Annotated in this window: 14 protein-coding genes; 3 read left to right on the top strand and 11 right to left on the bottom strand. The window is 45.6% G+C overall.

Going from position 1 to position 14,574, the window contains the following annotated elements:
• Nucleotides 1–54 precede the first annotated feature (54 nt).
• The 7 genes from AC6I7V_RS00345 to ftnA form a co-directional block, all read right to left on the bottom strand.
• Complete coding sequence (locus tag AC6I7V_RS00345; RefSeq protein ID WP_255231736.1) at nucleotides 55–501, bottom strand: PTS sugar transporter subunit IIA; 447 nt, start codon at nucleotides 499–501, stop codon at nucleotides 55–57.
• Nucleotides 498–1,754, bottom strand: a complete 1,257-nt coding sequence (gene ulaA, locus AC6I7V_RS00340; RefSeq protein ID WP_032551054.1) for a PTS ascorbate transporter subunit IIC — start codon at nucleotides 1,752–1,754, stop codon at nucleotides 498–500. Before ulaA ends, AC6I7V_RS00345 begins: the two co-directional genes overlap by 4 nt.
• An 11-nt stretch (nucleotides 1,755–1,765) precedes the next feature.
• Nucleotides 1,766–2,035 carry a PTS sugar transporter subunit IIB gene (locus AC6I7V_RS00335; protein ID WP_032551053.1) on the bottom strand — a complete coding sequence of 90 codons (270 nt, stop codon included), beginning with the start codon at nucleotides 2,033–2,035 and terminating at the stop codon, nucleotides 1,766–1,768.
• 278 nt (nucleotides 2,036–2,313) lie between these two features.
• Nucleotides 2,314–2,784, bottom strand: a complete 471-nt coding sequence (locus AC6I7V_RS00330; RefSeq protein WP_498011620.1) for a hypothetical protein — start codon at nucleotides 2,782–2,784, stop codon at nucleotides 2,314–2,316.
• A 313-nt stretch (nucleotides 2,785–3,097) separates the two neighbouring features.
• Complete coding sequence (locus tag AC6I7V_RS00325; protein ID WP_498011094.1) at nucleotides 3,098–4,291, bottom strand: BaiN/RdsA family NAD(P)/FAD-dependent oxidoreductase; 1,194 nt, start codon at nucleotides 4,289–4,291, stop codon at nucleotides 3,098–3,100.
• A 210-nt stretch (nucleotides 4,292–4,501) separates the two neighbouring features.
• On the bottom strand, nucleotides 4,502–4,825 hold the full coding sequence (gene uspB, locus AC6I7V_RS00320; RefSeq protein WP_255231740.1) for a universal stress protein UspB: 324 nt from the start codon (nucleotides 4,823–4,825) through the stop codon (nucleotides 4,502–4,504).
• A 66-nt stretch (nucleotides 4,826–4,891) separates the two neighbouring features.
• Nucleotides 4,892–5,422: a non-heme ferritin gene (ftnA, locus tag AC6I7V_RS00315; protein ID WP_255231741.1), complete on the bottom strand. Its 531-nt coding sequence runs from the start codon at nucleotides 5,420–5,422 to the stop codon at nucleotides 4,892–4,894.
• A gap of 187 nt (nucleotides 5,423–5,609) precedes the next feature.
• On the opposite strand from ftnA, the gene uspA reads away from it, so the two are divergent.
• Nucleotides 5,610–6,044, top strand: a complete 435-nt coding sequence (gene uspA, locus AC6I7V_RS00310; RefSeq protein WP_255231742.1) for a universal stress protein UspA — start codon at nucleotides 5,610–5,612, stop codon at nucleotides 6,042–6,044.
• Between the two features lie 51 nt (nucleotides 6,045–6,095).
• Nucleotides 6,096–6,974, top strand: coding sequence for a carboxylate/amino acid/amine transporter (locus AC6I7V_RS00305; protein ID WP_261882339.1), 879 nt, complete (start codon nucleotides 6,096–6,098; stop codon nucleotides 6,972–6,974).
• 83 nt (nucleotides 6,975–7,057) lie between these two features.
• On the opposite strand, the gene AC6I7V_RS00300 is transcribed toward AC6I7V_RS00305, so the two are convergent.
• The 3 genes from AC6I7V_RS00300 to AC6I7V_RS00290 all read right to left on the bottom strand — a co-directional run bounded on the left by AC6I7V_RS00300 (nucleotide 7,058) and on the right by AC6I7V_RS00290 (nucleotide 11,833).
• Nucleotides 7,058–7,678 carry a hypothetical protein gene (locus tag AC6I7V_RS00300; protein WP_498011093.1) on the bottom strand — a complete coding sequence of 207 codons (621 nt, stop codon included), beginning with the start codon at nucleotides 7,676–7,678 and terminating at the stop codon, nucleotides 7,058–7,060.
• 121 nt (nucleotides 7,679–7,799) lie between these two features.
• Nucleotides 7,800–8,579, bottom strand: a complete 780-nt coding sequence (locus tag AC6I7V_RS00295; protein ID WP_255231745.1) for a class I SAM-dependent methyltransferase — start codon at nucleotides 8,577–8,579, stop codon at nucleotides 7,800–7,802.
• A 113-nt stretch (nucleotides 8,580–8,692) separates the two neighbouring features.
• The gene (locus AC6I7V_RS00290; RefSeq protein WP_498011092.1) at nucleotides 8,693–11,833 is read right to left on the bottom strand and encodes an EAL domain-containing protein; all 3,141 of its coding nucleotides are present in this window, start codon (nucleotides 11,831–11,833) and stop codon (nucleotides 8,693–8,695) included.
• A 98-nt stretch (nucleotides 11,834–11,931) separates the two neighbouring features.
• Between AC6I7V_RS00290 and asnC the strand changes: the two genes are divergently transcribed.
• Nucleotides 11,932–12,396, top strand: a complete 465-nt coding sequence (asnC, locus tag AC6I7V_RS00285; RefSeq protein WP_255231747.1) for a transcriptional regulator AsnC — start codon at nucleotides 11,932–11,934, stop codon at nucleotides 12,394–12,396.
• Nucleotides 12,397–12,463: 67 nt separating this feature from the next.
• Here asnC and prlC read toward each other — a convergent pair whose 3' ends face one another.
• Nucleotides 12,464–14,506: an oligopeptidase A gene (prlC, locus tag AC6I7V_RS00280; protein ID WP_498011091.1), complete on the bottom strand. Its 2,043-nt coding sequence runs from the start codon at nucleotides 14,504–14,506 to the stop codon at nucleotides 12,464–12,466.
• Nucleotides 14,507–14,574: the final 68 nt, after the last annotated feature.

Genomic DNA, 14,574 nt, shown 5'->3' with positions numbered 1-14,574 from the left:
ATCTGAGGCCCTCGTTATGAGGGCCTTTTGACAAGTGGGGGCAGGAGCCAATAATCAGTATTTTGCCAGGATATCGGCAATCTCTTTATTGGTGTTCGCAGCGATGATGGCATCAATATCATCATCGTTTTGGAACAGTTCAGAGAGCGCCATGATTGTCTGAATGTGGCTATCTGAATCCATCGCCGCCAGAGTAATGGAGAAGTACACCTCGCCATTATCTTCTGACTCCAGGTCAACGCCGTTTTTAAACACAGTCACCTGCAAGCAAGCTTCATTCACACCGTCTTCAGGCCGAGCGTGTGGCATCGCAATCTTTGGCGCCAACACATAATATGCGCCAATATCCTTGTGTTTCTGTTGAATCGCTTCTAGGTAAGATTGCTCTACCTTGCCACTTTCAATGAGTTTTGAACAAGTAATCTCTAGTGCGGCATCAACCGTTAGATTTTCTTCTGTTGAGATAACAATGTTATCGCCCGTTAGTTTTAAAATACTCATGACACAATCCAACCTAGAATCAGACCAACAACACCGAAGTCGAAGTCAGCAAACGTTGTTGCTTCAAGCCCCATACCACCTAGTACTGGAAGCAGTAGCATTGGTAGGAACGAGATACACAGACCTTGAGTGAAGGCACCTAACACCGCACCACGTAGACCACCTGTTGCGTTACCGTAAACACCCGCAGCGCCGCCTACGAAGAAGTGAGGAACAACACCCGCGACAATGATAGTCCAATCGAACATGCCTTGAATGCCCATTGCAATTAGACCAGCAGCGAATGAAGACAAGAAGCCAATCAATACCGCGTTAGGCGCAACTGGGAATACCATCGGACAGTCAAGAGCTGGGCGTGCACCCGGAACCAGTTTGTCAGAAATACCTTTGAATGCTGGGACAATCTCAGCAATCAACATCTTCACACCTTGCAGAACAATGTACACACCACCAGCAAACACAAGCGACTGCATGAAAGTAAATACAATCCAGTTTTGACCGCCAGATACCGACTCAACAAAGGTTGGGCCTGCAAAGATAGATGCGAACATGAAGAAGATAGCCATGGTTGTTGCAACAGCGACTGGCGTATCACGAAGGAACATCAAACTCTTAGGCACGTTGATGTCTTCTGTCGACTTCGATGTATCACCAAACTTACTCCCAATATAACCAGACACTAGGTAAGAGAAAGTCGAGAAGTGACCCATAGCCAGCTGATCGGTGCCCATCACTTTCTCAGTGTACTTCTGAGCAAGTGCCGGCATAATCACCATCAGAGAGCCCACTATCACAGAGCCCATCGCAACCAGTAGCGTGCCTTGGATACCACCTGTCGATAGAATTACCGCCACGAGCATCGACATGAACATAGTGTGATGACCGGTTAAGAATATAAACTTAAGCGGTGTGAACCGAGCCAATAGAATATTCACAACGAAAGCAAAGAACATAATCAATGCCATTTCATAGCCGAAGGCTTCTTGTGCTAATGCAACAATGGCTTCGTTATTCGGAATAACACCACTCACACCGAATGCTTCAGTAAATACTACCGAAAAATTATTTAACGCACCCACAAGAGCGCCAGCACCGAAACCTAAAATTAGGAAACCCATTACAGTTTTAATGGTGCCTTTTAATATGGTAGAAACATCTGCTTTTTGAGCAACTAAGCCAATAAAAGCAATTAATCCGACCATAATTGCTGGCTCTTTTAATAAGCCAAGCATGAACTCAAAGAAATTAGCCATTATTTACTTCCTTACATGAAAGTTTTTAGTTGCTCTTCAATTGAAGCTTTATCAAAGATATTTGCTAGGCTTACAATGTTTGTTTTACCTGCTTCTGATAACTGGTTAGCTACATCCGTTGCTGCTACCCAAATATCAGCCGTGCTTGATGCTGCAGAAGATAAATCCTCATGATCAACTTCTGCTTCCAAACCAATTTTACCTGCAACTTCTTTAACCGCCATCTCCATCATTAAAGAAGTACCAAGACCATTTCCGCACACAACCATAATCTTTTTCATAATATAAATCTCTGTAGGGTTTTAATAGGAAACTATATTGTCTCCGTTTATTTGTTGATCAGAATAGTATCGAAAAGCCCCAAAAACAGAATAGATCACCATCACAAAATCAAAATGACCTTGTGATGCAGGTCTCATTAAAATAAAGAAAAAGACGATTTAATCGTCGATACTACTTAAGAGTTACTAGGTGATTTATATAAGTCTGGCGAATAATATTAGAAGATATATAAAGTGTGATCTGAGTATATGACAAGAGTTAAATATTAAAATTAAGGTTATTTTCCATAATCGGTCAGCATTTTTTTAAGCAGACTATTAACGTCTTTGGTCTTTTTATTTCTTTTGGTCAGAGCGCTTAAAGATGTTGGCATTTTAGGTTGTTCTTTATCAGAAATATCCTCTTCTTCACGGTCTCGCATTTTTTGTACTGCAGCAAGCAGCATGCGAACTTCTTCACCTTCTCTATTTGCCATTACTACGATATTTCCAGATTCTACCGCTGTAATTGTCAGAATACCGTGCTTAGGAGATTGAATGGTTTCGCCTACTAACGTGGATTGAGGTGGGACAGATCGATCTGATAATTGACCACTACGTAGCTTCGCAGCTGTAATAGCTCGAATATTACCTGTATTTTCAAACGCAACGATAACAGTGTGGGTATTGTAGTATTCGATAACGGTGACGTAGCCATGATTTTTGGTATCAAATCTGGCCCCTATTTGCATATCGATCGGTGCGTCCATTTTTTTAATTTGCATTCAGCAATACCTATTACATCCGTTTGTTTACTCAATAAATTATAAACGCCATTATCGCCATATTAAATCATATTTCTTCTGTTCTAAGTCAAGAGTCTCGCATTCACTCTCACCTGAAACTGAAATACTTATTATTAAATAATGAGTTGCGCTGATTATTCGATGACCTAAACCTATCATTTGAGGTAAAAAGAAGAGAGTATGAGAGCTAAGCAGATGAGCAAAAAACCTTTCCATCGGCTTTGCCCATCACTTCAACGTATTGTGCAGATTTCCGTTTGACTGTGCTATTAGACCGCTATACCCACTGCCCTGCTGCGAAACCAGAGCTCCAACACCATTGAAAGTTATAGCCTCCCAACCAACCGGTAACATCCATCACTTCACCAACAAAGTATAAGCCTGGTACGGTCTTACACTCCATCGTTTTTGACGACAGGTGATCAGTATCAACACCGCCCAAGGTTACTTCTGCAGTACGGTAGCCTTCAGTACCATTTGGCGCGATTTTCCAGTTTTCTAGATGCTCGGTGATCGCGGCCAGTTGCTTCTCATTGAATTGCTTGAGTGGTTTGTCTTGCAGCTCTTTACGTTCAATTAGAGCTTCTACCAGACGTTTGGGTAGTACTTTTGCCAGCGTATTCTTCAAGCTTTGATTTGGGTGTTTCTCACGTGAGCGCTCAAGCAGTTCAGCCACATCCGCTTCAGGGACTAGGTTAATTGAGACCGCTTGACCTGCTTTCCAAAAAGAGGAGATTTGCAGAACGGAAGGGCCTGATAGACCACGGTGAGTAAACAGCAGCGCTTCTTTGAACAGAGTACCATCTTGCGCGGTGATTTCTGCAGGGATCGCAATACCAGATAGCTCAGCAAAGTCCTCTTTATCCTCTTTATGCAGAGTAAAAGGCACAAGACCGGCACAGGTTGGCATGACAGACAAACCAAACTGTTCAGCGATTTTATAACCAAATGGCGTCGCCCCCAGTTTCGGCATCGACAAGCCTCCGGTAGCAACGACCAAAGATTCACACTCAACTTGCTCGGTATTCAGGTGCAGCTGAAAGCCTGCTTCGATTTTTTCTATCGAGTGAACATCACAGCGGTAGCGCTGTTGAACACCAGCGTCATCACACTCTGCGAGCAGCATGCTGACGATGTCTTTCGCCGTATGCTCATTCACACAGAACAACTGTCCATGATCGCGCTCTTCGAACTCAATGCCGTATTTGCTCACCATCGAGATGAAGTCCCAGTTGGTGTACTGAGAAAGCGCTGATTTAACGAAATGGCGGTTATTACACAGGTAGTTGTTAGCAGACACGTCGTAGTTAGTGAAATTGCAGCGACCGCCACCCGAGATCAAAATTTTTCGACCTGGCTTTTTGGCATGATCGACCACCAGCACGCGTCGACCTCGTTTGCCCGCTTCTGCGGCACACATTAGGCCAGCGGCACCTGCGCCAATTACGATGACATCAAATTTTTCACTCATTGTGTTCTGCTTAATCTTACCCAGTCATCACTCAGTACTTCCTATACCAGTGACGTTACCAATAAAAAAGGATGCGCGTTATCAGCACATCCTTACTCTTTGCTCGCTATTCTAGCGTCAAATTTTAACTTTGCAATTGCCTACATCGCGCTCACATAGGGCGCAATGCCATGCATCTTTTGGGTACTCTACCTATTACATCACACTGGTTTAAACCAAGAATGCCGCTAGTAACGTTACACCCAGTAGAGAGACAGATAAAATGAATAACTCTCTTACTCTATCGCATTTACCAGTAAATACCGGATCGTGGTGGTGATGGTACTCTTTACTCTTGATATAGCTAAATAGCCTCACCTGCTTGGTCACGTTGCCGTGGGTTGTGAAGAAACCACCACCATCGACTTGTTGATACAAAAGCGGGTGCGCCTCGCGCATGATATAGATGAGTTTTCTGAGTGCCGTAACATAGCGAACCAAGTTAACGCAGGTCACAACCATCAATGCTAGTAGAATAGTATCGCCACTGATCATCCTTTCCTCCCTACACCCTCACAGGCTACTCAAAAGAAAAAGACAATCAGAGCTTTTTCTTACAGCTTATACCGCTGCAGGAGCATCCATAATTGAAGATGAACCATCTTTTGCCAATTGCGCTAAGTCTTTATCAATAAAGAATAGGGCTTTGCCATCTTCACCAACAAGCTCTAGCTTATCCAGAATACCTTTGAACAGTTTCTCTTCCTCGTGCTGCTCAGCGACATACCACTGTAGGAAGTTAAAGGTAGAGTAATCTTGTGTGCTGAAAGCAACGTGAGCCAGTTTGTTGATCTTATCTGTGATCATCTGCTCATGTTCGTAAGTCTCGCGGAAAACAGCACCTAGGCTCTCAAACTCATGCTTTGGTGCTTCGATTGCACCTAGAATAGGCATCGCTCCTGTTTCACTCACATAAGTGAACAAACGCTGCATATGTTCCATCTCTTCCACTGCATGAGCGCGTAAAAACTCTGCTGCTCCTTCAAATCCTTTATCTTCACACCAAGCACTCATTTGTAAGTATAGATTGGATGAGAAAAATTCTAGATTAATTTGCTCATTCAGTTGTTCAACCATAGTTGTAGACAGCATTTACGTCTCCTAGTTACGCCTTCGTTTTCCCCATTATATCACTATTTTATGAATATCTCGCAGGCTATTAATTAACCGTCATTTTGATGTAATCCTACGCAAGAGAGTGGATATGAGATCACTTCAACAAAAAAACACCAACCTTAGTGCTAATCTTTAACTAGACAATGAGTGAGGAGATAGCGGTATGAGTTACAAACATATTTTGGTCGCCGTCGATTTATCTGACGACAGTAAACTGATCGTAGACAAAGCAGTCGCACTAGCTAAACCGCTGGATGCCAAAGTCTCTTTTATCCACATCGATATCAACTATGCAGAGCTCTATACAGGGCTAATTGATATCAACATGGCCGAAACCCAACACAATGCGATGGAAGCTTCTCGTATTCAATTGAGTGACTTTGCTGAGCACGCGCAATACCCAATCACCCACACCTTAGTGGGCAGCGGGGACCTCAGCCATGAGCTGTGCGATACCATCAAAGAGTACAATGTCGATCTCGTGGTTTGTGGTCACCATCAAGATTTTTGGAGTAAGCTGCTGTCTTCGACTCGCCAACTGATCAACGCCACCCCAGTCGATATGCTGGTCATTCCATTACGGGATCCAGAAGACTAATTGATTACAGTTGGGTAACATAAGCGCATACTTTTACTACGAATTATTGTTATGCGTTATTTATCTGGTGTTACCCTTCTTTGGGCCTTCTCTTTCAGCCTGATCGGGGTTTATCTCGCGGGTCAGGTTGATTCATGGTTTTCCGTCTGGATGCGCGTCGCGCTTGCCGGACTGGTCTTCCTTCCTTTCTTGAAGTTTCGAGGCATTTCAAAAAAACTGATCGCGAAATTGATGACGATTGGCGGCATACAGCTTGGCTTGATGTACTGCTTCTACTATCAGTCGTTTTTACTGCTTTCAGTCCCAGAGGTGCTGTTGTTCACCGTCTTCACGCCGATTTACGTCACCCTGATTTATGACTTCTTAAAAGGTCAGTTCTCGCCTTGGTATTTAGTGACAGCAGCAATCGCAGTCGCCGGTGCCGCGTTCATTAAGTTCGCAGGTGTTAATGACAACTTCCTAATGGGCTTCCTTGTTGTTCAAGGCGCGAACCTCTGTTTTGCCATTGGTCAGGTTGGCTATAAAACCATTATGGAGCAAGAGTCTGTCGAACTCCCACAGCATACCGTGTTTGGTTATTTCTATCTTGGCGCATTCTGCGTCGCGTCAGTGGCCTTCCTACTGCTTGGTAATAGCGATAAACTGCCAACGACGTCCACTCAATGGGGTATCTTGATCTACCTTGGCTTAATCGCCTCAGGTTTGGGTTACTTCTTCTGGAATAAGGGCGCAAGCCTCGTCAACGCAGGCGCACTTGCGGTAATGAATAATGCACTGGTGCCTGCTGGGTTAGTGGTGAATATTCTCATTTGGAACCGTGATGTAGACCTGGTGAGACTGTCGATTGGTGGCGGGATTATCTTGTTGTCACTGTGGGTGAATGAGACGTGGGTTAAAAGGCGTGTTGAGCAGAGCCTGAACAAAGCTTAAATGCAAACAAAGCTCAGTTGCAAAACCCAAAAGAGCGACCTCAGGTCGCTCTTTTTAATTCAATTCTATTTATGTCTGCAGGGCTAATGAATATGACTCACTTTTGAGCTGCTATTCACTGCTAAAGCAGTGCTATCAACTTGCAGGTTGATGTTTTCCAACTGGCTCTGCAGCTTACGGCTTTTCTTGTACAGCTTTTGCTGCTTTTTGATCATCTTAGCCAGCTTTTTGTTGTACTTCTTCTGTTTTTTCGCCACTTTCTTCGCGCGCTTTAGCTCACTCTTATCCAGCAGTTCAGAAGACGGTGACAGCTGCATATCCAATGTCTGAATTGCTTGTGCCTTCATCGTTTGGGTTTTCTTAGCTTGTCGCTTTTGAGCTTGTATCTTTTTGACAACAAGTTGCGACTTGCTGTTTGATGCACGTTTGGCGGAAGCTGCAAGGTTGAGAGGTTCTTGACTAAGCACATTGGCTGGCGCTGAAGTTATTGCCTCAGCAAGCAGCCCGCAAGCCGCTTTTTCGCTGTCTGGCTTAATTTGGCAACTCACCGGTGGAATCGCTGCAGGCTTACATAGGTTCGCTTTGTCAGCAGACGAGCGAGCACACGAACGACACACAAACTTAGGTTCGCTCACCAAGCGGTGAATTTCGCCTAGATGTTCAGTAATGTCTCGACGATTTAACTTACAAAAGCGTTTAGCCATGCTACAACCCCAGCTAAGAATAATAATAATTCTTAGTTAGATATACATCTCTAACACGGCTATCGCAAGCAAAAAATTCAGTTTTAGCGTATTTCTGACGGAACGATTTTTCTGCCTTCCGCTAAGTCATTGATGCTTTTACGTACACATCAAAACGGTTCTTTTTAGTCTCAATCGCCATACTCGGTTTTTGCTCATCCAACCAAGCCGCATAATCGGGTCTTTTCACCACAACACGTTTCGCGGCAAGCTTCAAAGCTGGTTGTAATAGCCCATCCGCATCGAGATCGGCACCCACAAGGGATTGGAATACGCGCATCTCTTTTTTCACCAAAGCGGACTTTTTCTTGTTCTCTGGGTGTGGATACATAGGGTCAAGATAAACAACATCCGGCTGAGCAAATTCAGGGTCGGCGCTCAGTTTATCTAGCGCATCATGGCTTGATGCATGAATAAGGCTCATACGTTCACTCACCCAAGTGCCGATATCCGCATCTTGCTTAGCGCGCTGCAGGCCGTCATCAAGCAGAGCTGCAACCACAGGGTGACGCTCGACCATCTGCACTTTACAGCCTAATGACGCCAATACAAATGCATCACGCCCTAAGCCAGCTGTACCATCAAGAATGGTTGGCGTCGCACCTTTGTTCAGACCGGCAGCTTTGGCAATAGCTTGGCCTTTACCGCCACCAAACTTACGCCTATGTCCTACTGCACCACCGACCAAATCGACAAAGATGGCGCCAAGCTTAGGCTCATCGACTTTGCGTAGTTCAAGTCTTTCATTGGTGAGCACCAAGGCAAATACACTGTTCTCGTCATGAGAAAGGTGCCAGCGTGATGCTAGCTCATTAAGGCGTTCGATTTGGCTTGCGTCTTCGCAAATCAGTTGTAGTTGCAAGGTGGTCTCCAGAGGACTCGCTGATTCAAAACAGTTGAGGCAACCAGTTTACCTGATTGCCTCACAAATACGTAATGTGGGATGACTTAATCGTTATATATCGTCGTGATTATTCATGAAAGCAAACGTTCTTGCCTTAGCTTGGCGACCAACTCAGGCAACGGCTTTGGACGACCAATGACATAACCCTGCGCGTAGTTAACCCCCAGCTCAATAAGCTTATCGAGGATCTGGGTGTTCTCAACAAACTCCGCTACCGTGTATTTACCCATCTGTTTGGCGAGATCGTTGATTGAGCGTACCATGATATAGTCCATTTCATTGACATCAATATCACGCACAAACAGTCCGTCAATTTTCACAATATCAACCGGTAGCTTCTTTAAGTACCCAAATGAAGACAAGCCCGAACCAAAGTCATCCAGAGCGATAATACAGCCGAGCTCTTTCAACTGCGTAAACAGCTTAATTGCCTGCTGCATATTACTCATCGCTGCCGTTTCAGTGATCTCTAAGCAGATCTTGTCGCACGGCACAGCTGACTGTTCTAAGCTATCAATTAAGAATTCAACAAACTCGCGGTTACCCATCGAATGACCAGAAAGGTTAATCGAGCACATCCCCAATTCATCGATCACACCATCACTCTCTTCTAGCCAAGATAATGTTTGACTCACCACTTGTCGGTCAATCAGGTGAGCAATGTTGTAGCGCTCAGATGCCGGCATAAAGATCCCAGGGGAGATGTACTCACCATTGTGATTTTTGATTCGCACCAATATTTCGAAATGCATCAGATCGCTCTGTGTATCTAAGCCAACGATCCGCTGAGCAAACAGCTCGATGCGATCATGAGCCAGTGCTTCATGCACTAAGTTGACACACTCCATCTCCAAGTGGCGACGACGCAGATCTTCATCATCTTGATGGTATAAGTGGTAGCGGTTTCTTCCCTCTTCTTTGGCGGCATGGCAGGCCGCATCAGCTTGAGCATGCACCATCTGTGGAGAAGCTGCGGTATGGTCAATCAAACGTATACCGATTGAGCAGGTGAGATTGAGTTGAATGTCCCCCCAAAGGAAGGCGTTTTCACCCATCATTGCGATAATGCTGCGACACACATTAACGGCATCTCGTTCAGTACAGTCTTTGAGTAACACCGCAAATTCATCGCCACCCATGCGCGCTAACACTGCATTGTAAGGCAGCACGCTCTCAAGCAAGCCCGCGCTAAATAGAATCGCTGCATCGCCCGCTTCGTGACCAGCAGTATCGTTGAGTACTTTCAGTTGGTCTAGGTCGAGATACAGCATGGCGTGAGTGCGCATATGGCTCTCAATTTCTTTAAGCGCCTTCTGCAGTTCTTGCTCAAAGTGGTTTCGATTGAAAGTATGAGTCAGCAAATCGTAACGAGCTTGGTACTCCAACTGTTCTGCCAGTTCATGCGTCTCTGTGATGTCTTCACCGACAATCAACAGCTGATTTGAATCCACCAGCGGTCGAATATTTTCACGAATCCAAATTTTACTGCCGTCGGCATGACGATATTGAATATCACGACGCCATACTCCACACGACTTATGCTGAGGTTGAAGGAGGATTTGACGCGGAATCATGGCATTGCGATCGACATAAAACTCACGTGGACGGTGGCCAAGTAGCTCGCTTAATGGATAACCCAACAACTCCTCTGCAAATTGGTTGACCTGCTGAATGCGATTGTTTTCATCCAGCGTAATCATCATCACGGGTTGTTTGTCGTAATAGAGCTTAAGATTCGCCTCACGCTGGAACAGTTTATTTTCAGCCAGTTTTCTAGAGGTCACATCGCGCGCTTCAAACAGGAAATGCAGCTCATTGGATTCGCTATCTGGCATTGGTTTTAGTGAGATATCCAGCACCAAGACACCGCTATCTCGGCACCACACCTCGGCTTCAAAACGCAGTGACGTATATGACTGCGCTTCCACGAAATACTTCTTCAGAGACTCTCTCGCTGCGTCTTCCCAATGCTGATGCTGATAGATGGGCGCACCAACTTGATAGCCTTGATTATAGAGCAGCTCATGCAGTTTACTGTTACTCGAAAGCAGTACGCCATCACGATCAATGATGCCTATAAATTGCAAGCTCTGATCAAAGATAGACTCCAATAAAATCTGACTTTTACGACTATCACGCTCACTCTTTTTGAGGCGATTCATGTAATAAATCAAGGTCACAATCACACAACTCATGACCAGAAATAGTAGACCTAATGTACGAATCTCATCTTGGTAACGCTCCAAAAAGGATTGAGGTTTATTATAAAAAGTTGCCGAGAGATCATTATGTTCACCCAACCCCCAACGGTTGAGTTGCTGGTAATCGAGCTTAACCTCAGCAGCGCCTTCAACCACAGGAGGTAGCCCTTGCTCGGGGTTGGCAAGAATACGACGTAGAGTACGTCCAGTCTCACGACCTTGACTCAAGCCACTCTGAATCACACCACCAATGGCGCCAAAACCCAGGCCAAGGTCATGCACCATATAGATGGGCATTTTCGATAGTTTGTTCAGTTCACGCCAGTCACTGTCATTGCTGACGTAGCCATTCGCATCTCTATAATAAACCCAGAACAACAAGCTTTGGTTCATGTCCGCTTGTTGCGCAAAGTTTACCAATTCACTATAGGATCGAGGCTGGTAGTGCTCAATAAGATCAGCGTGTTTTGGGTACTGTTCCAAATGGCGATCCACTTGCGCGCGAACCGCTTCCCCAGTGACAGAGAAGTCAGTAACGATGTAGATCTTGTTCGTCATAGGTTGTAAGCGCTGAATCAGAGTAACATTGCTTTTTATATCAATATCTTCGGTTATCCCTGTCGCTTTAAGACCCTCTATCATGGCAGGAGAGTAGTTGTTGATACCGCCGAAAACAATCGGCGTACCGTTTAGCTCTGGGGCGAGCCGTTTCATCAAATTGAGGGCGTTGTTATCGCTAACGACAACAGCAGAGAACTCTTCACTGGCAAGTTTAGTACGGTAGAGTTGATAGAGTTTATCGAAGTACTCTTCACTTTGAGTACGCTTGCTGTCCAAGTACACCACTCGATAGGAAAGGTCATCACGATCAAGTTCTGTAGCCAGCCCTTTTTGAAAATTATCTGTCCAGAAAAAGCCTTGGTGATAGGAGTGAACAACCAATACATCTTTTGATTGAGCAGAAACCCAAAAGCTCCAAATCAAAAGAATAAAAAATAACGAAAATCGCACTAAGCTCACCCTAACAACACACTTGCTGCTAATATTATCACCCTTGGCTATGATGTGTACTCTAGCTATTAAACTTTCAACCAATTCACGAGGTTTGCATGCCGACTTCAACCGCTCGTCTTGATGATCTAGATCGCGCCATTCTTAAAACGTTAATGGAAGACGCTCGCACCCCTTATGCGGAGATGGCGAAGCAGTTCGATGTGAGCCCTGCGACGATTCACGTGCGCATTGAGAAGATGAAATCAGCAGAAGTCATTGAAGGCACGGAGGTGGTGGTTAACACCAAGAAGCTAGGCTACGATGTATGCTGTTTTATCGGTATCAACCTCAATGCCGCAAGAGATTACCACTCTGCGATTGCGAAATTAAATGCACTCGATGAGGTGGTCGAGGCTTACTACACCACAGGCGCTTACAACATCTTTGTAAAACTGATGTGTAAATCCATTGAAGAGCTGCAATACGTGTTGATTGATAAGCTGCAAGCGATTGATGAGGTGCAATCAACCGAGACGCTAATCTCGCTGCAAAACCCAATCAATCGCAACGTAAACCCATAATAGGTTGATGTATAAATACCAAAAGAGCCTCACGAAGAGGCTCTTTTTAGGTGCGATTAACGCAATCTTAGGCGCTGATACCCGCGTGACGCAGCATGGCATCGATTTGTGGCTCACGACCACGGAAGCGCTTAAATAACTCCATAGGTTCTTCACTGCCCCCCATCTCAAGGATGTTGTTTAGGAAGCGTTTACCCGTTTCTGCATTAAAGATGCCCTCTTCTTCAAATGCTGAGAATGCATCTGATGACAGTACTTCAGCCCAAAGATAGCTGTAGTAGCCCGCGCTGTAGCCACCCGCAAAGATATGGCTAAAGCTATGAGAGAAACGGTTCCACTCTAGGCTTGGCAATACCGCAACCTTAGACTTCACCTCTGCCAGCGTTTCAAGCACACGTGCGCCTACTTCAGGGTCATACGTGGTGTGTAGAGTGAAATCGAACAGACCGAACTCTAGCTGACGCAGAATAAACATCGCCGATTGGAAGTTCTTCGCCGCGAGCATCTTTTCTAGCATCTCTTTTGGTAACGCTTCACCGGTCTCGTAGTGACCCGAGATAAACGCTAGCGCCTCTTCTTCCCAGCACCAGTTTTCTAGGAATTGACTTGGTAGCTCAACTGCATCCCAAGGTACGCCGTTGATACCCGAAACCGCACCGGCTTCGACTTGAGTCAGCATGTGGTGAATACCATGGCCGAATTCGTGGAACAGAGTCACCACTTCATCGTGAGTAAACAGTGCAGGCTTATCGCCCACAGGCTTGTTGAAGTTACATGTTAGATACGCAACCGGCGTTTGCAGCTCACCCGATGCGGTAATACGACGACCACGGCAATCATCCATCCATGCGCCACCACGCTTGTGCTCACGTGCGTACAAGTCTAGGTAAAAGCTGCCACGCAGTGCCTCATTAGCATCAAAGATGTCAAAGAAACGCACTGACTCATGCCAAGTATCCACACCTTCACGCTCTTTCACTGTCATACCAAACACTCGGTTTAGCACTTCAAACAGACCTGAGACGGCTTTAGATTCTGGGAAGTAAGGGCGTAGCTCTTCATCCGAAATCTCAAATAGGTGCTGCTTCTGTTTTTCGCTGTAGTAAGCGATGTCCCAAAGCTCCAACTCTGACACACCAAACTCTTTTTCAGCGAACTGACGCAGCTCTTCCACTTCACGCTCACCTTGAGGTTTTGCTTTCACCGCTAGGTCGTTCAAAAAGCCCAGTACCTGATCCGGCGTCTCGGCCATTTTGGTTGCCAGAGATTTCTCGCTGTACGTACCAAAACCAAGCATACGTGCAATTTCGTGACGCAGCTTAAGTTGTTCTGTGATGATCTCGCTGTTGTCCCATTTACCAGCGTTTGGACCACGGTCTGATGCGCGAGTCACGTACGCTTCATACAGCTCTTTGCGCAGTGCTTGGTTGTCACAGTAAGTCATCACCGGTAGGTAAGATGGGATATCTAGTGTAAGAAGGTAGCCTTCTTGTTCTTTCGCTTCTGCGGCGGCTTTCGCTGCCGCTAATGCTGACTCCGGCATACCGGCAAGCTCTGCCACGTCCGTGATCTGCTTGCTCCAACCCATGGTCGCATCAAGTACGTTGTTTGAGAACTGCGAACCCAGCTCAGACATGCGCTTGCTGATCTCACCGTAACGATGCTGCTCATCAGCCGGTAGGCCAATGCCCGACAATTCGAAATCACGTAGTGCATCCGTAATGGTTTTCTGCTGTGCTTGGCTCAATGATGCAAATTCATCACTCGCTTTGATCGCTTTGTAAGCCTCAAACAAGCCTTTATGTTGACCTACCCAAGTACCGTACTCAGAAAGCAGGGGTAAGCAGCTCTCGTACGCTTCACGCAGTTCATCGCTGTTCACGACAGAGTTCATATGGCTCACTGGTGACCAAATGCGGCTAAGGCGGTCATCAACCTCTTCAATCGGAGCCACTAGGTTGTCCCAGCTTGGCGAGGTATTACCTTCAAGTACTTGTTCTATCTTATTGCGACACTCTTCAATCACTTGCTCTACCGCTGGCTTGACGTGCGCAGGGGTGATCTGTGAAAACGGCGGTAGGTCCGTGAAGGTTAATAGCGGGTTAGACATATAAACATTCCTTTGGCTTGGAGACTTGCGTCTTTAAGTAATTGGGTCGTCTTACAGTATCGAGCTGA

It is taken from the genome of Vibrio sp. KUL70 (assembly GCF_059725515.1).
The sequence above is the reverse complement of the archived record's forward strand: the minus strand, read 5'-3'. Positions and strand labels throughout refer to the sequence as shown.